The following is a 16,857-nucleotide window of genomic DNA, read 5'->3' on the forward strand; positions in this document are numbered from 1 at the left end:
ACTTTGTATATTTCCGGCTTCTGCCGGACAATCCGCGCACCACTCGACAAAAAGCCATTGCGAACCGACCGGGGAACTGGCCTGATTGCACCTGCCGGGGCTAAGGCAGGGGAACAATGGCCATCGTATCTGAAAATCCACGCGTTCCTGCGCGCATGGTGCTGCTTTCGCTGGCAGCGCTCTGGGCGTGCTATTTCATCGTCGCGACCTTGCGCGGGGCCTTCATGGGCTTCGATTTCGCCTGGCCGATCATCTCGCGAAGACTGACGATCTGTCTGCTCTCGATGATGGTCATGGCCGCGGTCTGGCCGCTGCTCCAGATGCTCGACCGCAAGTCGAACCTGGTGCGCCTCGTGATCGTGCTGGTGGGCGCCTTGCCGCTTGCTCTGCTCCTCAGCCTCATCAACGCGATGGTCTTTGCCGACCTGGAAATGGCGATGAAGGCGGCCGACAAGGAAGGCCTGACCCAGATCGACCCGGGCAAGGTCCGCGTGATGCAGGATGAGGCGGGCAACATCCTCGTCGATCTGCCCAAGTCGTCCTCGCGCGATGCCGCGCCCGAGGCGCCGCCTGCACCGCCAGCGCCGCCCGTCACGAGCTCGGCCGTGCCCGATGTCGTCCCCGGCATGAGCGATGATGCAGGCCCGCTGCTCGACGATACCGGGCGTGGTCCTGCTTCGGCGGGTATCATGCCGGGCGCGGAAGGGGGCATTACCATTCGCACCAACGGCGGCGCGCGTGACACCCTGTTCGGGCGCTGGGCGGGCATGGCGGACACGACCTTCGGGCGCTACTTCCTCGTCCTGGCCTGGGCCGCACTCTATTTCGCGCTCGCCAAGGCGGAAGAGGCGCGCGCGGCCGAGCGGCGCGAGGGCGAGTACCGCCGCGCCGCCGAAGCGGCCGAGCTGCGCTCGCTGCGCTATCAGGTCAATCCGCACTTCCTGTTCAACACGCTGAACTCGCTCTCCGCGCTGGTCATGACCGGGCGCCAGGAGGCGGCCGAGACGATGATCCAGACGCTCTCGACCTTCTACCGCCGCACGCTGAACGGCGATCCCACCAACGACATGCGCCTTTTGGATGAGATCGAGATGCAGAAGCTCTACCTCTCGATCGAGGGGGTACGTTTCCCTAATCGTTTGCAGACTCAATTCACGATTGACGAGGACGTCGCCGATGCGATGGTACCGGGCATGATCCTGCAGCCGCTGATCGAGAACTCGGTGAAGTACGCGGTCGCGGCCACGCAGCGTCCGGTCACGATCACGATCTCGGCCCGGCGCGGCGAAGGGGAAGACGGTGAGGCCGATCGCCTCGTGCTCACTGTGCGCGACGATGGCCCCGGCGCGCCCTTGAACAAGGCCGACGGGTGCGGCATCGGATTGACCAACGTGCGCGATCGCTTGCGCGCGCGCTACGCGAAAACGGCCAGGCTGGCCTACGGTCCGCAGGAGGAGGGGGGCTTTGCGACCGTCCTCGACCTGCCGCTGGAGACCGAACAGGGGGCCGCCGGGGCGAGGGAGACGAGATTTGACGGATAGCAACGCCATGCAGAACAGGGCCAACGACACCGTGACCAGTGCGCCGCTGCGCACCCTGATCGTGGACGACGAACCGCTGGCGGTGGAACGCATGCAGGTGATCTGCTCGCGGCTGGGTTCGGTCTCGGTCGTCGGCACGGCCAGCGATGGCGAGGCCGCGCTGCGCCTGTGCGAGGCGCTTCATCCCGATCTTCTGCTGCTTGACCTCACCATGCCCGAGACCGATGGGCTGACTGTCGCGCGGCGTCTGGCGCGTCAGGACAACGCGCCCGCGGTGATCTTTGTCACCGCGCACGATGAATTCGCGGTCGAGGCCTTCGATCTCGACGCGGTTGATTATGTCCTCAAGCCCGTGACGCCTGAGCGGCTGGAACGCGCGATCGGACGCGTCATTGCCCGGCGCGGCGAACGCACCGAGCCCAAGAGCGACTGGCTGGAGGAATTCTGGGTGCCGCACCGCTCCGAACTGGTGCGCGTGCCCGCCGACGATGTGCAGCGCATCGATGCCGAGCGCGACTACGTGCGGCTCCACGTGGGTGATCAGAGCTATCTCCTGCTCCAGACCATCACCAGCCTGCAGGAGCGGCTCGACCCGGCGCGCTTCATCCGCATCCACCGCAGCCACATCCTGCGCCGGGACCACGTGACCGGCCTCAAGCACGAAGGCTTGGGCGTGTGGTCGGTCGAGACGACGAGCGGCGACAGTCTGCGCATCGGGCGCACGTATCTGCCCGAGGTGAAGAAGATGGCGGGGCGCTGAGCCGAGACTTAGTAGGAAGTCATTGCTTCAAGGGGCCATCGCCCCTTGACCCCCAAACGGGCGACCTCACCTCTCTCCGCCACGGCAGCGGGCCAGACGTGAGCCAGACATTATGGGGAGCCCGAGGGCAATGGCCCTCGGAAATCGCTACTCTTCCTGCACTCGACACGCACAAAGAGGCGGGCCGCCAGAGGCAGCCCACCAAGTCGGTATCCGGGTCATTTCTTCTTATGGGACCTCGGGGATGGGGGATCAGCCGCCGTAGCGCTGGGCCTTTTCCTGGTCGCGCATGGCGGCCGCGATCTGGCCGTCGACCTTCTCGGTAGCCTTGCGGTAGCAGGCCTGCGACGAGGAGCTGGGCAGGTAGGAGTCGACCGCGCGTTCGTCCATCCGGCAGACCTTGCGGGCCGTCTTCACGAGGCGGCGTTCCAGGGTCTCCTGGCCTTCGACCGTGCTGAGGTCGAGGTCGGTGTAGTAGACGGTCGCGGTGGGGATGCTTTCCTGCGCGGCGGCGGGGGTGGCGGTAGCTGCGAGGCCGACCATGGCAGCGGGACCAACAAGGGCAGCGGCGAAAAGGGCAGTCTTCTTGAACATCGTGTTTCCTCCTATGGTGAGCAGGTCCGCGATGTGTGTGTCGGCCGGCTCGATGAGTTTCTTCTGCACCCATCCCGCACCCGCTTCACGCGGGCATCTATGGTGGGTCGTCCAAGGTCGACAAAAGGCACAGCCAGCGGACAAACGACGTTTGTAGTCGACGAACGGCATGGGCCGGAGCCCGCACAAATGCAGGGATGCCCGCACACGGTGGCGACTCGCAGCCATGATTCGCGAAGCGGCGGGCAGGGCCCCGGTTCAGGCCCGCATCGAGGGGGATTGGCATCGGGGCGCAAGCCGCGTTAGGCTGCGCGTTGTGACCATTGCCGTTCTCGTCGTCTTCTGTCTGGGCGTGATCAACTTCGCCGCCCACAAGGCCGTCCTCGAAAGCGGGCATCCGATGTTGGCGCAGGTGCCCTGGCTGCTGAAGCCGCTGGGCGGGCGGGCCAGTCTCCTTGTCGAGTTCGTGATGCTGCTGGGGGCGCTGCTGATGGTCTCGGCCGGATCGCAAGGGTGGGCGCTGCTCTACCTTGTCTATTCGCTGGTCAACGGCGTGGCCGCCTGGCTGATTGTCACCGAGCGCCTGTAGTTCGGGGAAGGTATCCGGGAACCGGGGGGCGTACGGGGCTTTTTGCCAAGCATGGAACAGGCATCGCAGACTCCCGCCGACGTCGCGCAACCCGATGATCCCGCCCCCGGCAGCGCCCCCGCCTCCGACAGCGCGAAGGTGCGGCGTCTCTGGCTGGTGTGCAATCCGGCAAGCGGCAGCAACGACGCGCAGACCCAGCGCGAGGCGAAGCAGGCCCTGAAGAGCGCGGGCTTCGACGTCGCGCGTACGTTGTACTTCCCCGATGATCCCGCGCCCAAGGCGGCGGATCTGGATGCGGAAGGGGTCGAGGTCGTCGCCACGTTCGGCGGTGATGGAACGGTCCATGCGGTCGTCACGGGTCTGTTCGGCTGGGGCGGTGCGGTGCTGGTCCTGCCCGGCGGCACGATGAATCTCCTCGCCAAAACGCTGCACGGCCCGGCCAGAGCGGCCGAGATCGCCGCGCGTCTCGAGAGCGGGGAAGGGCGCCGCGTGCGCACGCCTGTCATCGACACCCGGCACGGAACCGCGCTGACCGGCGTGCTTGCGGGGCCGGGCACGATCTGGAACGAGGTGCGCGAGGCCCTGCGCGATGCGAACCTGGTTGAAGTGGTGGCCACCGCGCGCCAGGCCATCAGCTATTCCACCAACGGACCCAAGGTCGTGTGCGCCGAAATCGATTGCGGACGCGAGGACGGCTATGCGGCGATCACCGTCAATCCGGGCGAGGAGGGCCTGTCCGCCCGTGGTTACTACGCACACTCGCTGGCCGACTACGCGGGGCAGGGGATTGCGCTGCTCAACCGCAACTTCCGCAATGGGCCGCACGACGATCTTGGCATCCACCAGCGTATCCGCCTCGTCTGCCCGGCGGGCGAGCCGATGGGCCTGCTCATCGACGGCGAACCCTTCGATGGTGAGCCGGAGGAAATATTCGAGCTTGCACCCTGCGAGGTCGATCTTATTGCCACGCGCGAGGTATAGGGCGTGAAGGCGAGTTTCTTCGCGCCGGGGCGAAATGGCCCGAAACGTAGACCCAACGCAGGTGAAAGTGCATGAATGACCGCCCGCTCAAGCTGTTTCATCTGAGCGATATCCACTTCGGGCTCGAGGACCGCAGCGCCCTCGCCTGGGTCGAGCGTTGTATCGAGCGCGAAAAGCCCGATGCCCTTGCCATCACCGGCGACCTCACCATGCGCGCGCGCCACCGCGAGTTCGACGCCGCCTGCGCCTGGATTCAGGCGCTCGACATCCCGGTGACGGTCGAGGTGGGTAATCACGATATTCCGTACGCCAACCTCTACCAGCGCTTCTTCGATCCCTACCGTCGCTTCAACCGGATCGAGCATCTGGTCGAGGCGGAACTTGGCCTGCCGCGTCTCGCCGTGATCCCGCTCAAGACGACCACGCGCGCGCAGTGGCAGCGCTTCCCCTGGTCGAACGGATGGGTGACGAAGAAGGCGCTCGAAGAAACGTTGGCCGCGATCGACGCGCAGCCCGAAGGCACGCGCATTCTGGTCGCTGCGCACCATCCGCTGACCGAGCGGCGCGAGCGTGACAACAAGCTGCTGACCATCAACGGCACCCGCACGATGGAAGCGCTGGCGGGCCGCAAGGTCTGCGCGATCCTTTCGGGCCACATTCACGATCCCTTCGATCTTGTCGCGGAGACGAAGGCGGGGCCGCTGCGGATGATCGGCGCGGGCACGCTCTCGCAGCGCATCCGCTCGACCCCGCCCAGCTTCAACGAGATCGTGATCGAGGGCGATGACATCCGCGTCATCGCGCGTAATCTGGAAGACGTGGCAAGCCGCGACATGATGATCTGCGACGTGCCCGAGAACGCGCTGCCCCCGCGCGATCCCGAAGAGCCGGTGGCACCTGTCGGCAAGGTGCCCGAAGTCGATCCGCCGGTGAGCTGACCTGCACACGCAAAAAGAGCCGCAGTTTCCTGCGGCTCTTTTCGTTTGAGGTCGGGTAGAAGAGATAGATCCGAGGGCCATCGCCCTCGGGCTCCCCGAACGGGCTGCCTCACCTCGCGCGCGCATCGGCGTGTGATAAAGGTGAGGTTGCCGATTCTGGGGTCAAGGGGCGATGGCCCCTTGAGAATCCTTCATCCTACATGTCCGCCTGCGCGTAGTCGTGGTCCACCGAGCCCAGGCCGTTGATGTTGCTGCGCAGGATCTCGGGCTTGCGCACCAGGGTCACGTGGCCCACGCCGTTGATCTCGATTTCGGCGAGGCGCTTGGGGCCAAGGGTGACATCGCCCGCGCCATTGACTTCGACCTTGACGTCATCGCCGTAGAGCTTGGCGAGGTCGATGTTGCCCGCGCCATTGGTGGTGACGGCCATCGTGCGGACCTTGCCCTCGGCTTCGAGGTCGAGCGCGCCATTGGCCTTCAGCGTGAACTGGTCCTGGTCGAGGCCGACCAGCGTGACATCGCCCGGCGCGTCGAGATCGAGGCCCTCGATCTCGGGCGCGGTGATGACGACCTTGAGGCCGTTGCCCCAGTGGCTGCGGCGCCCATCGAGCTTGAGGCGGCCGTCTTCCCAGACAAGGCGCTCCAGCAGCTTTTCAGGCCCCTTGACGGTCATGCTGGCGGTTTCGCCGCGGGTGAAGCTGAGGTCGACGGGCACTTCCATGGCGATCTGCGATCCGCTCTCGATGGCGAACTCGCGGGTCTTGGTGGGACCCAGGTCCTCATCCTCGTCCTCGTCGCCGATGTGCCAGCCCCCTTCCTGGGCGAACTCGCGGCGGGCGTCCTCCCCCCCGACGATCCAGGCCCCGGCGAAGGCAACGAGCGAGAGGATCGCGGCGCTGGCGAAGACAATGAGCAGTTTGCGGAACATGATATATCTCCTGCGTGCGCGGTTACTTGTCGGGGTGAATGGCGGGCTCGAGCACCCGGAAGTGCAGGCGGCCGAACCACATCAGGGCGTTGATGACCCAGATGCTGACGAGGATGAGGATCGCCGCGGCCGCGACCGATCCGCTCAGGATGCCGAGACCGGCGAGAAGGGCGACGGCCCAGCCTCCCGGGAAGCCGGTGAAAGGGCCGGCGAGGAGGACAAAGCCACCGGCGATGAACACCGCGATGACGGCCACGAACAGCGCGATGAGCACGCCCAGCACGGTCACGATGATCGGCAGCAGCAGGAGGATGTCCAGCGAGGCGAGGCCGACAAAGGCGATGATCGCGGCCCAGGCCGAGGACGGCGAGCGCGCCTCCTTCCAGTTGCGCTGGCCGAATTCGAAGCGCAGTTCGCGGGCGAGGCGCGCCGGATCGCCGAGCGCGGCGGCAATCGCCTCTTCGCTGCGGCCTTCGGCCATGCCGGCCTCGAAGTGCTCGGCGTAGTCGGAGAGGATGTCGTCGACGTCCTCGCGCGGGAGGCCCTTGAGCCCCGCTTCGAGGCGGCGGATGAATTCAAGACGCGTCATGGCTGGATTCCCCTTCCTGCACGTTCGCGGGTTCGCCGGTGGCTTCCGGCGCGGTGGCGGTGGGCGCATCGCCGGTGATCAGTTCATCGACGGCCGCGGTGAACCCGCGCCATTCGCTGATCTGCGCGGCAAGGCGCGTCTGCCCGGCCTCGGTGATGGCGTAGTACTTGCGCGGCGGGCCGGACGGCGATTCCTCGAGATAGGTCGAGACCAGGCCGTCCTTCTGCATCCGGCGCATCAGCGGGTAGATCGTCCCTTCGCCCATATCGACCGCGTCGGCCATGCGGCTGGCGATCTCGTAGGCGTAGCTGTTGCGCCGTGAAAGCAGGGCAAGCACGCAAAGGCCAAGCACCCCCTTCTTAAGCTGGACTTCGATTTCGGACATCGAATCATCTCCTGTCGATGGAGACTGTATATAGACAGCTAGTGTGTGATGCAAGGTACCTTCTTAAAAGAGGTACAGGTCTATGCTCTATACCGTGCACGGCAAGATAGGCGCCATGCGAAGGAATGTGTTTTTGTTCGCGACTTCCGTGACTTCGTCAGGGTCTGGCAGGCCTCAACCGGGGGGAAACCCTGATATCGGCGCGATGCCGGGACGGGCCAGAGTGGCGTCCTGAGAGGTTGGGGGCTTCCTTGCGCGAATCGTCTTCGATTGCGTGGCCGTCCTTCGACCCGTGTTCAGAGGAGAGTTCCGCGATGCACGACGACGATACGCCGCATTCCGACAGCCCCCACGCCGCACATGAAGGCGATACGCCCAAGGGCATGTCCCGCCGCAAGATGCTTTCGGCCTCGAGCATGGCCGCGGCACTGCCTGCGCTGGGCTCGCTGATCGGCACGCAGAAGGCGCTGGCGCAGGCCGCGTCGGGCCGCAAGCCGAACATCCTCGTCATCTGGGGCGATGACATCGGCTGGCAGAACGTCTCCGCCTATGGCCTTGCGACGATGGGCTACCGCACCCCCAACATCGACCGCATCGGGCGCGAGGGAATCAAGTTCACCGACCACTACGCGCAGCCCTCGTGCACGGCGGGCCGCGCGGCCTTCATCACCGGGCAGTACCCGATCCGGTCGGGGATGACGACGGTGGGCCAGCCCGGCGCCGCACTCGGGCTTCAGGCGGCATCGCCGTGTCTGGCCGAGGTGATGAAGATGGCGGGGTATCGCACCGGCCACTTCGGCAAGAACCACCTGGGCGACCGCAACGAGCACCTGCCCACCGCGCATGGCTTCGATGAATTCTTCGGCAACCTCTACCACCTCAACACCCAGGAAGAGGCCGAGCAGCGCGACTACCAGGCCTTCGGCAAGAAGTTCTCGGGCGATCTGGAGACCTACGAGGCGCAGTTCGGTACGCGCGGCGTGATTCACAGCTTCGCGACCGACCGGGACGATACGACTTCGGACCCGCGTTTCGGCAAGGTGGGCAAGCAGACGATCCAGGACACCGGGCCGCTCACCCGCAAGCGCATGGAAAACTTCGATTCGGCCGAGATGATTCCGACCGCGCTCGACTTCATGGGCAAGGCCAAGGCCGCGAACGAGCCGTTCTTCGTGTGGATGAACACCTCGCGCATGCACGTCTACACGCACCTTGACGACGAGTGGCGCTACGCGGCCGAGAAGTACACCTCCGAGGCCGACCTTCACGGTTCGGGCATGATGCAGCACGACCGCGACGTGGGCACCGTGCTCGACTGGCTCGCGCAGCAGGGCATCCTTGATGATACGCTGATCTGGTACTCGACCGACAACGGTCCTGAGCACGATTCCTGGCCGCACGGCGCGACCACGCCCTTCCGCGGCGAGAAGATGACCACCTACGAGGGCGGTGTGCGCGTGGTCTCGATGCTGCGCTATCCGCGCATGATCCCTCAGGATCAGGTGCTGAACGGCATCCAGGCCCACCAGGACATGTTCACCAGCCTCGCTGCGATTGCCGGTGTTCCCGATGTGAACAGCCGGATGCTGAGCAGCAAGAAGCAGTACATCGATGGCGTGAACAACGTGCCCTACTGGACCGGCCAGCAGGAAAATTCCAACCGCGACCACATCTTCCACTACTACGAGAGCAAGCTGACCGCGGTGCGCATGGGGCCCTGGAAGATCCACTTCTCGACCAAGGAAAACTACTACGACAACCTGGTCCCGCGCACGGCGCCGCTCATGTTCAACATCCGCATGGACCCCTTCGAGAGCTACGATTCGGTCGATGCCTACGGGCACCTGCTCCAGAAGGTCTCTTGGCTGATGCAGCCGATGGGCGTTCTGATGAACAAGCACCTCAAGACTCTGGCGGAATACCCGCCGGTGCAGGGCGGGGCCTCGTTCGACATGTCCAATGTCGTGGCCGAATTCATGGAGCAGGGCCTCCAGTAACCTGATTGTCCCTCCCCCCGGGAGACCGTGGGGGCCATCCTCAAGCATACCCCGGATCGGTCGCGGCCGCTCCGGGGTCTTTTTTTGGGGCTCAGCTCTCGATCCGGGCGATCTGGCGGTCGTGCCAGGGGGTAAGGAGGGCCAAGGCACAGATTGCGCCCACAAGGCACATGAGCATGTCCCACTGGGTGTCCCAGGGATCGCCTTGGGTGCCCAGGAAGGCCTCGGCCCCCTGACCCAGCGCCATGGCTGCACCGAACTCGATCAGCTCGTAGGCCGCGCTGACGGCGAGGCAGCAGGCCGTGACGAGGACATGGGTAAGCCATCCGGGGGCAAGGCCGCCCCGGCGCAGCAGCAGTTCGCGCAGGACGATTGCGGGCACGAAGCCTTGCGCGAAGTGGCCGATCCGGTCGTAGGGGTTGCGCGCGAGGCCCAGCAGGTCCTGCAAGGTAAAGCCCAGCGGCACGCGCGCATAGGTATAGGCACCCCCGAGCATGAGGATGAGGCCATGCAGGCCCATCAGCGCCAGCGCGAGGCGGGTGAGGGGCAGGCGGCTGCGCGTGGCCCACAGCACGGGCAGCGCGATCAGGACGGGGGCCACCTCCATCAGCCAGGTCGCGCGCTCGTACGGGCTCCAGCCCGAGGCCAGAAGGCCCGCCAGCCAGAGGAGGGTGAGGGCGATCAGGTCGCGAAAGGTGGTCCGGTGCATTCCCGGCAGGATTGGCCAGATAGCGGGCCTGCGCAAGTCCCGGCTCTCCGCTTGCCGCGCAAGGCAGGCATGAAAAAAGGGCCGCGGTTGCCCGCGACCCTCTTTTCGTAAACCGGTGCGTCGGTCCGTTCGAAACTTAGCGCTTCGAGAACTGGAACGAACGACGGGCCTTGGCGCGGCCGTACTTCTTACGCTCGACCACGCGGCTGTCGCGGGTGAGGAAGCCAGCGGCCTTGACCGTAGCGCGCAGGACCGGCTCGTACTTCGAGAGTGCCTGCGAGATGCCGTGCTTCACAGCGCCGGCCTGACCCGAGAGACCGCCGCCCTTGACGGTGGCGATGACGTCGTACTGGTCTTCGCGCGCAGTGATCTGGAACGGCTGGGCAATGACCAGACGCAGGGTCGGACGTGCGAAGTAGACTTCCTGGTCACGGCCGTTGACGGTGATCTTGCCGGTGCCGGGCTTGATCCACACGCGGGCCACGGCGTCCTTGCGGCGGCCGGTGGCGTAGGCGCGGCCCTGGGCGTCGAGTTCCTGCTCGCGCAGGGGAACGTTCGAGACGACGGGGGTGAAACCCTGCTCTTCAGCAGCAGCTTCTTCGGTCGCGACTTCGGTGCCGAGGTCCTTGAGGTCGGACAGGCTCTGGACGGTATCAGTGTCGGACATTAGGCACCCACCTTGTTCTTACGGTTCATCGAAGCAACGTCGAGGGCTTCGGGCTGCGTACCACCGTGCGGGTGCTCGGTGCCGGCGTAGACGTGCAGGGCGCGCATCTGGTCGCGGCCCAGCGGACCACGGGGAATCATGCGTTCCACGGCCTTTTCAAGCACGCGCTCGGGGAAGCGACCGGCGAGGACCTTGTCCGCGGTGACTTCCTTGAGGCCGCCGGCGTAGCCGGTGTGCTTGTAGTAGGTCTGCTGCTTGAGCTTGTTGCCGGTGAAGCGGACCTTCTCGGCGTTGATCACGACGACGTGGTCGCCGCAATCGACGTGCGGGGTGAAGCTCGGCTTGTGCTTGCCGCGCAGCAGGTCGGCGATGATGACAGCCAGACGGCCAACCACCAGACCTTCGGCATCGATCAGATGCCACTTCTTTTCCACCTCGGCCGGCTTGATCGACCGGGTGACCTTTGTGAGCGCCTTCATGGCTGGTCTATCCCTTGTGTTTCGTGCGCGCGTCCGGTGGATTGGCGCTGGCGCGAATCCGTCCCGTACGCGGGAAGTGGCGCCAATTCGTCGAAATGGGGCGCCAAGTCAAGCAGGATGCGGCTTTGCGAAGAGGTAATATAATACCGCAAGCCGTCATGTGGCCGATCTTGAGACCGGCCTGCATGGGTGATGCGCCCGGGTACGCTCAGATTTCCGCCGGTGTGAACAGGCAGGGGTCGACGGCAGGCTTGGGCATGGTCTGGGGGCCGCCGGTACCGATTCCCCACTGGTCCATGATCTGGGGGGCCGGCTCGTGGACCTTCGCCTCGTGGGTTTCGAAGTCGACCTCGTCGAGTTCGGAGGTGTATTCGACGGCAAAGCCGCCCGGTGTCACGAAATAGCTGAAGGTGTTGTTGCCCGCCGTGTGGCGGCCCGGCCCCCAGCGCAGATCGGTGCCGCGCTTCTGCAGGCGGCTGGCACCGCGCATCATGTCATCAAGGCTGAGCATGTCGTAGGCGACGTGGTTGAGACAGGGCGGCCCGGGCAGAATGGCAATGCGGTGATGGGCCGCGTTGCAGCGCAGGAAGCACATGAAATCGCCCAGCCAGTCCGAGACGCGAAAGCCCAGCACATCGGTGAAGAAGCGCACCATTGCTTGATGGTCGGGCGAATGCAGGACAATGTGGCTGATCTTCACGGGCACGCCTTCCCAGCGCTCCAGCGGGCGCTTGTCGAGGGGCGCGACCTCGGCCGAGATCTCGAAGGGCAGGCCATCGGGCGAAAAGAAGCGGAAGCCATAGCCGCCTCCGGGCGCGTCGAGCGGGCAGGGTGCGTGGATGATGGTGCAGCCTGCGTCCTGCACCGCTGTGTGCAGGGCATCGACATCGGCCTTGCCGGGCGCGGCAAGGGCAATGACCTCGACGCAGTTCGTCTCGCGGCGGTGGAGGCGCAGGACGTGGTGTTCATCGTGCCCCTGCGCCTTGAACCAGGCGGTGTCCTCGTTGGCGGCGACTTCCACCAGGCCCCAGTCCTGGGTGTAGAAGCGGCGCTCGGCGTCGAAGTCCTCGACACCATAGCCGACATAGCGAATCTCGGTCACGCGGCTCATAGGGCGGCCTCTTCCTTCTTGCGTTTCTCGATGATGCGGCGCGCGCGCGTGCCGCCGGTGTCGATGCCGAGCGAGAGCGGTTTGCGCTCCCAGAAGTCGGCGCCGTCGGTGTTGGCGTAGGCGGCCTCGATGATCGGCTTGTCCTCGTCGCCGAAGGCCGCGCCCATGAGACCGGCCAGCATGGCATCGCCCTCGGGGGAGGGGGGACCCTGCCGCGTGGTCGCCCAGAAGTAGTGGCTGGAGCCCTGCGTTTCCGGAGTGAGGATATGCGCCTGGTGGGCGATCACGCCCTCGGCGCGCTCGCCGCCCTGCGGGCAGGCGCCGACCTGCAGGTACATGCTGGCGGGCGCCTCCCAGCGCATGTCGAGCCAGTGGTCGGTGATCATGGCCGGATCGTAGATCCCGAAGGTGTGCGCGGGCGCGGGGATCGCGGGCATCCACCAGTTGGAATGGAGCTGGTCGCCCTGCGCCTTGACCTCGTGCGTCCCGGCAAAGATCACGCCGCGCCCGGCGAAGGTGCCCTTGTGGACGAACTCGATGTGCGAGAGGTCCATGAGGTTATCGGTGCCGTATTCGTAGTTTGCTGCCATCGGCATCACGCCGGTGATGGGGGCATGGCCGTCGATCACGATGGCGGAAAAATCGGGCACTGGCGTTCCTTCGGCGCGTGCGGGATCGCCGGGCCAGAACCAGACGATGTGGTCGCGCTCGACCACGGGAAAGCTGCGCAGCTGCGCGCCTGAGGGGATCTTCTCGGAGAAGGGATTGCGCACGCACTGGCCCGCGGCATCGAAGGTGAGGCCATGATAGGGGCACACGATGGTGTCGCCCTCGCGTTCCCCCTTGCTGAGCGGGGCGTAGCGGTGCGGGCAGCGGTCGACCAGGGCCACGGCGGTGCCGTCCTGTCGCCGCATCAGCAGAACCGGCTCGCCGAGCAGGCGGCGGCGCAGCATGTCCTCGCCCACTTCATGGCTCCAGGCGGCCATGTACCAAGCGTTTTCGAGGAAGGGTTTCGTTTCGGTCATGTCGAAAGTCCTGTGCTTGGACGCTCAGAAGGCGTCCATGTCGTCGGCGATCTCGAAGGGCCCGGGGTAGGCGGCGGAGAGGGTTGTGAGGTAGGCAAAGTGCTCGGGGCTGCCTGCGTCCCAACCCGAGAAGTGTGTGACGACCAGTCCGCCCACGTCCGCGCGCGCGGCGAGAGCACCAAGGTCGGCGGGCGAGAGGTGGTGGTGCGACAGATGCGTCTGCATGGCCTGCAGCTGCCCCTCGGGAATACCGGGGTTGGCCGCGATCAGGCGCGCGATGGTCAGCGGAATGTCCATCATCTCGGCAACCATCAGGTCCGCGCCTTTCGCCAGCTCCTCGAGCCGCGCGCTGGGGCCGGTGTCACCCGTGTAGACGATCGCGCGGCCGGGCAGGTCGAAGCGCAGCGAGAGCGACTGGAAGCGCTGCGCCATCGCGCTGCCCTCGGGGAAGCTGTAATGGGTGTTGCGCGCCACCGTGACGGTCATGCCGTCCACCTCGATCCGGTCGCCATCGCGCAGCTCGCGCACCGTGATGCCCGCGCGGTGATCGACGGGCGGCGCGCCTTCCACGCCATAGTTCGCGGTGACCCCCGGGACCATCGAGGCGAGCAGACCCTCGACCAGTTCGCGCGTGCCGGGTGGTCCGTAGATGGTCAGAGGATCGCGCGCGCTGGTCTGGAAGCGCAGGCCAAGGACGGCCGCCAGGCCGCCAGTGTGGTCGAAGTGCAGGTGGCTGAGGAAGATCGCGTCCACCGCGCGCGATTGCACCCCGGCCTGCTCCATTCGCCCCGCCGCGCCATCGCCCACGTCGACGAGATAGTCCTTTCCGGCAAGGCGCAGCAGGTTTGCAGGTTGCGAGCGTTCGGGCACGACCACGGGCCCCGCATTCGTGCCCAGCGTGATCCAGGTCCCCAGCCCCTCCCGGTCAGGGGCCGGCTCCTGCGCCGCGGCGGGCGTACCGGCTGCGGCGAGAAGGAGAAGGGGGAGGGCGCGGCGGGCGAGCGTGCGAAGAGGACGCATCAGAACGTGTACCCGACCCTGAGGCCGTAGGTGCGCGGAGGTTCGTAGGCGGAACTGGCGACGTTGCCCGCGCCCAGCTGGTAGGTCGATTGCACCGCCTGGTCGGTCAGGTTGCGCACGAAGAGCATGACCGTGACGGGAACCTCGGTCGGCTCGAAGCGGATCGAGGCGTCCATCTTGAAGTCCGCGCCGCTGTCGCCGGTGGGCAGGTAGGCAAAGCCGATCACGCGGTTGGCGCGGTAGCGCCCGTCGAGCGAAAAGGTGATGTCGAGTGGATCGAGTTCGAGCTTCTGCTGGACGCCCAGGTTGAAACTCCACTTGGGCGCGTAGAGGGCAGGCTTGCCCGAGCAGTCGATGTCGAACGAGCGGACAGGCTCGGAAACCTGGGTGTAGCCGCAGCCCGTGATGGGGGTGAGGAAGTAGGGCGGGTCGCCTTCGTCGGACAGGTCGATCTGGTTGTACTGGAAGCTGTCGTAGGTGGCGTCGAGGTACTGCGCGCCGCCATGGACAAGCGTGGTGGCACCGGCCAGCCACTGGAAGTCCATCTCCACGCCCTTGACCGAGGACTTGCCCACGTTGCGGGTGTAGAAGGCGTTGTTGCCGTTGTCGTCGAGCCCCAGCGCGGCCAGCTGCTGACCCCGGTACTTCCAGTAGAACGCTTCCAGGTTCAGCTGCAGGCTGTTGTTGAAGAAGCTGTTCTTCGACCCCAGCGTCCAGGCGTCGATGAACTCGGGTGCGTATTCCTCCTGCCCGAAGGTGATGTTGAAGCCACCGGCGCGAAAGCCGGTCTCGAAGCTGGCGTAGACAAGGTTGTCGGGGCTTGCGTCGAATTCGACCGCGGCGCGCCAGGTCACTTCGCGGTCGCTCGCCGCGCGGTCGATCGTGGTCGGGGTGATCGCAAGAAGCGCGGTGGGGCCCATGGGACCGAACGGGCCGAAGGGGAAGGCGCCGTAGGGGGCAGGCGCATCGAGCGGGCTTCCTGCCGGGAACAGCCCCGGGGCGTACTGCGCAAGCGAATCGCGCAGGGTCAGACCTACCGGCACGGTGGGCAGGTCGGGGCAGCTGGGCTGGCCGGAGGGCAGCTCGGTCAGGCAGATCGCGGCCAGCGAATCGGCCTGGGCCACGATGTCGCGCTTCTCGTCGGAATAGCGAAGCCCGCCCACGAGCCTCAGCGTATCGGTGAGGCTCCAGGTGACGCGCCCGAAGGCGGCCAGCGAGCGGGTGTGCGTGTCGAAGCTGTTGAAGGTGGTCGTCGAGAACTGGTTGAACGAATTGACGCCCTTGACCGTCTCGTCGAACCAGTACCCGCCCAGCAGCCATTCGACAGGGCCGCTCGTGCCCGAAAGCCGCGCCTCGAGGCTGTACTGCTCGGCGGTGTCGGAGTTGATCGCGGCCTTGAAGGGGGGGCCGTTGAACTGGTTGTCCAGCTTCGAGTGGCGATAGGCGGGGATCACGACGAGATCGACCCCGCCCAGATCGACGTTCACTTCGGCGTTGAGGCCCCAGTATTCATCGTCACGGCGCGGATAGGCATAGCCGGTCAGCGGCGCGAAGAGCGGGGCCGCGGTGGCCGTGTTCTCGATGAAGTCCAGAGCCTCCGGCGCGAATAGGCCGGTGTAGGGCGCGCGCACGTTGTCCGGGGCCTGTACGTGAAGCCAGTTGCGGACCGTCGCCCCCGGATTGAAGGGGGTGAAGGTGTAGACGCCTTCCACATTGAGGCCGGGCCCTGTGCCCTTCTGGGTCGAGTAGTCGGCCGAGACGCGCAGGTTGATCGCGGGGCTGAGCTCGGCATAGATCTGCCCGCGCAGGGCCAGATCCTTGGCCGCGCCGGTGCCGTCCGAGAAGTAGCCGTCACGCTCGTTCACCGTCCCGGCAAGGCGCAGGGCGACATCGTTGCCGAGCGGCGCGTTGACCATGCCCGTCAGCTCATAGGCATCGTAGTTGCCGTATTGCGCGCTGACCGAGCCTTCCGAGACGCCCAGCTGCGGTGCGTTCGGGATCACGTTGATCGCGCCGCCCGTGGCGTTGCGTCCATAGAGCGTGCCCTGGGGGCCCTTCAGCACTTCCACGCGATTGACGTCGAGGAAGGAGGCGACGGTCGAGGAGGGGCGCCCGATGTAGACGCCGTCAATGTTGAAGGCGACGGCCGGGCTGGTGTAGCCGTTGTTTGCGAAGTTGCCGACGCCGCGAATGAAGTAGCCGGTGTTCGCGCCGCCGCCCGCCGCGACATAGAGCGCGGGCGCCACGGTATTGAGCTGGGTCGCGTCGGCGACGCCGCTCTGGACCAGCTGGTCACCGCTGGCCGCGTTGATCGCGATGGCCGCGTCCTGCAGGGTTTCGGCGCGGCGCTGTGCGGTGACGATGATGGCGTTGAGCCCGAAGGTCTCGCCTGTTTCGGTGGTCTGTGTCTCGGAGGTCTGTGTCTGGGTGGTCTGGCCCAGGGCGGGCTGCGCCAACAGGGCAAGCGTCATCGCCGTGCCGGCGACCAGAGGCATACGCATCGGTTTCTCTCTCCCTAACGGCAGCTGTTTTACGCTGCACTTG

At 66.0% G+C, this 16,857-nt stretch carries 17 protein-coding genes; 6 read left to right on the forward strand and 11 right to left on the reverse strand.

Features of this window, described 5'->3' with window-relative positions; translation table 11 throughout:
• Positions 1-116 precede the first annotated feature (116 nt).
• Together MTR65_RS06890 and MTR65_RS06895 are read left to right on the forward strand one after the other, a co-directional pair.
• Positions 117-1,541, forward strand: coding sequence for a sensor histidine kinase (locus tag MTR65_RS06890; RefSeq protein ID WP_243798484.1), 1,425 nt, complete (start codon positions 117-119; stop codon positions 1,539-1,541).
• Between the two features lie 7 nt (positions 1,542-1,548).
• A complete protein-coding gene (locus MTR65_RS06895; protein WP_243798551.1) occupies positions 1,549-2,301 on the forward strand; it encodes a LytR/AlgR family response regulator transcription factor in 753 nt (250 codons plus the stop codon).
• 252 nt (positions 2,302-2,553) lie between these two features.
• On the opposite strand, the gene MTR65_RS06900 is transcribed toward MTR65_RS06895, so the two are convergent.
• Complete coding sequence (locus MTR65_RS06900) at positions 2,554-2,895, reverse strand: UrcA family protein (protein WP_243798487.1); 342 nt, start codon at positions 2,893-2,895, stop codon at positions 2,554-2,556.
• Positions 2,896-3,211: 316 nt separating this feature from the next.
• Here MTR65_RS06900 and MTR65_RS06905 point away from each other — a divergent pair, with 316 nt between their 5' ends.
• The 3 genes from MTR65_RS06905 to MTR65_RS06915 all read left to right on the forward strand — a co-directional run bounded on the left by MTR65_RS06905 (position 3,212) and on the right by MTR65_RS06915 (position 5,403).
• Positions 3,212-3,484: a hypothetical protein gene (locus tag MTR65_RS06905; protein WP_226638158.1), complete on the forward strand. Its 273-nt coding sequence runs from the start codon at positions 3,212-3,214 to the stop codon at positions 3,482-3,484.
• Positions 3,485-3,535: 51 nt separating this feature from the next.
• Positions 3,536-4,465: a diacylglycerol/lipid kinase family protein gene (locus tag MTR65_RS06910; RefSeq protein WP_243798489.1), complete on the forward strand. Its 930-nt coding sequence runs from the start codon at positions 3,536-3,538 to the stop codon at positions 4,463-4,465.
• Positions 4,466-4,536: 71 nt separating this feature from the next.
• Entirely contained in the window at positions 4,537-5,403 is an 867-nt protein-coding gene (locus tag MTR65_RS06915; protein WP_243798491.1) for a metallophosphoesterase family protein, read from the forward strand.
• Between the two features lie 196 nt (positions 5,404-5,599).
• Here the strand turns inward: MTR65_RS06915 and MTR65_RS06920 are convergent, their stop codons facing one another.
• Genes MTR65_RS06920 through MTR65_RS06930 form a run of 3 tightly spaced genes read right to left on the reverse strand, consistent with a single transcriptional unit; the run spans position 5,600 to position 7,305 of the window.
• Positions 5,600-6,331 carry a GIN domain-containing protein gene (locus MTR65_RS06920; protein ID WP_243798493.1) on the reverse strand — a complete coding sequence of 244 codons (732 nt, stop codon included), beginning with the start codon at positions 6,329-6,331 and terminating at the stop codon, positions 5,600-5,602.
• 22 nt (positions 6,332-6,353) lie between these two features.
• Positions 6,354-6,920, reverse strand: coding sequence for a DUF1700 domain-containing protein (locus MTR65_RS06925; protein WP_226638162.1), 567 nt, complete (start codon positions 6,918-6,920; stop codon positions 6,354-6,356).
• Entirely contained in the window at positions 6,907-7,305 is a 399-nt protein-coding gene (locus MTR65_RS06930; RefSeq protein WP_243798497.1) for a PadR family transcriptional regulator, read from the reverse strand. The genes MTR65_RS06925 and MTR65_RS06930 overlap by 14 nt, the downstream gene beginning before the upstream one ends.
• 314 nt (positions 7,306-7,619) lie before the next feature.
• Here MTR65_RS06930 and MTR65_RS06935 point away from each other — a divergent pair, with 314 nt between their 5' ends.
• Positions 7,620-9,302 (forward strand): arylsulfatase, encoded by a 1,683-nt coding sequence (locus MTR65_RS06935; protein ID WP_243798499.1) that lies wholly within the window; start codon positions 7,620-7,622, stop codon positions 9,300-9,302.
• 91 nt (positions 9,303-9,393) lie between these two features.
• Here the strand turns inward: MTR65_RS06935 and MTR65_RS06940 are convergent, their stop codons facing one another.
• From MTR65_RS06940 to MTR65_RS06970, 7 genes are all read right to left on the reverse strand, one after another.
• Positions 9,394-10,011, reverse strand: a complete 618-nt coding sequence (locus MTR65_RS06940) for a DUF2238 domain-containing protein (protein WP_243798501.1) — start codon at positions 10,009-10,011, stop codon at positions 9,394-9,396.
• Positions 10,012-10,147: 136 nt separating this feature from the next.
• Positions 10,148-10,678 (reverse strand): 30S ribosomal protein S9, encoded by a 531-nt coding sequence (gene rpsI / locus MTR65_RS06945; RefSeq protein ID WP_039389854.1) that lies wholly within the window; start codon positions 10,676-10,678, stop codon positions 10,148-10,150.
• On the reverse strand, positions 10,678-11,157 hold the full coding sequence (rplM, locus tag MTR65_RS06950) for a 50S ribosomal protein L13 (protein ID WP_039389852.1): 480 nt from the start codon (positions 11,155-11,157) through the stop codon (positions 10,678-10,680). The genes rpsI and rplM overlap by 1 nt, the downstream gene beginning before the upstream one ends.
• A 208-nt stretch (positions 11,158-11,365) precedes the next feature.
• Positions 11,366-12,268 carry a VOC family protein gene (locus tag MTR65_RS06955; RefSeq protein WP_243798503.1) on the reverse strand — a complete coding sequence of 301 codons (903 nt, stop codon included), beginning with the start codon at positions 12,266-12,268 and terminating at the stop codon, positions 11,366-11,368.
• Complete coding sequence (locus MTR65_RS06960) at positions 12,265-13,293, reverse strand: aromatic ring-hydroxylating oxygenase subunit alpha (RefSeq protein ID WP_243798505.1); 1,029 nt, start codon at positions 13,291-13,293, stop codon at positions 12,265-12,267. Before MTR65_RS06960 ends, MTR65_RS06955 begins: the two co-directional genes overlap by 4 nt.
• Before the next feature lie 24 nt (positions 13,294-13,317).
• Positions 13,318-14,313, reverse strand: a complete 996-nt coding sequence (locus MTR65_RS06965) for an MBL fold metallo-hydrolase (protein WP_243798507.1) — start codon at positions 14,311-14,313, stop codon at positions 13,318-13,320.
• Positions 14,313-16,814 carry a TonB-dependent receptor gene (locus MTR65_RS06970; protein ID WP_243798509.1) on the reverse strand — a complete coding sequence of 834 codons (2,502 nt, stop codon included), beginning with the start codon at positions 16,812-16,814 and terminating at the stop codon, positions 14,313-14,315. Before MTR65_RS06970 ends, MTR65_RS06965 begins: the two co-directional genes overlap by 1 nt.
• Positions 16,815-16,857: the final 43 nt, after the last annotated feature.

The sequence above is a fragment of the Novosphingobium mangrovi genome, assembly GCF_022818885.1.
GTDB lineage: Bacteria > Pseudomonadota > Alphaproteobacteria > Sphingomonadales > Sphingomonadaceae > Novosphingobium > Novosphingobium mangrovi.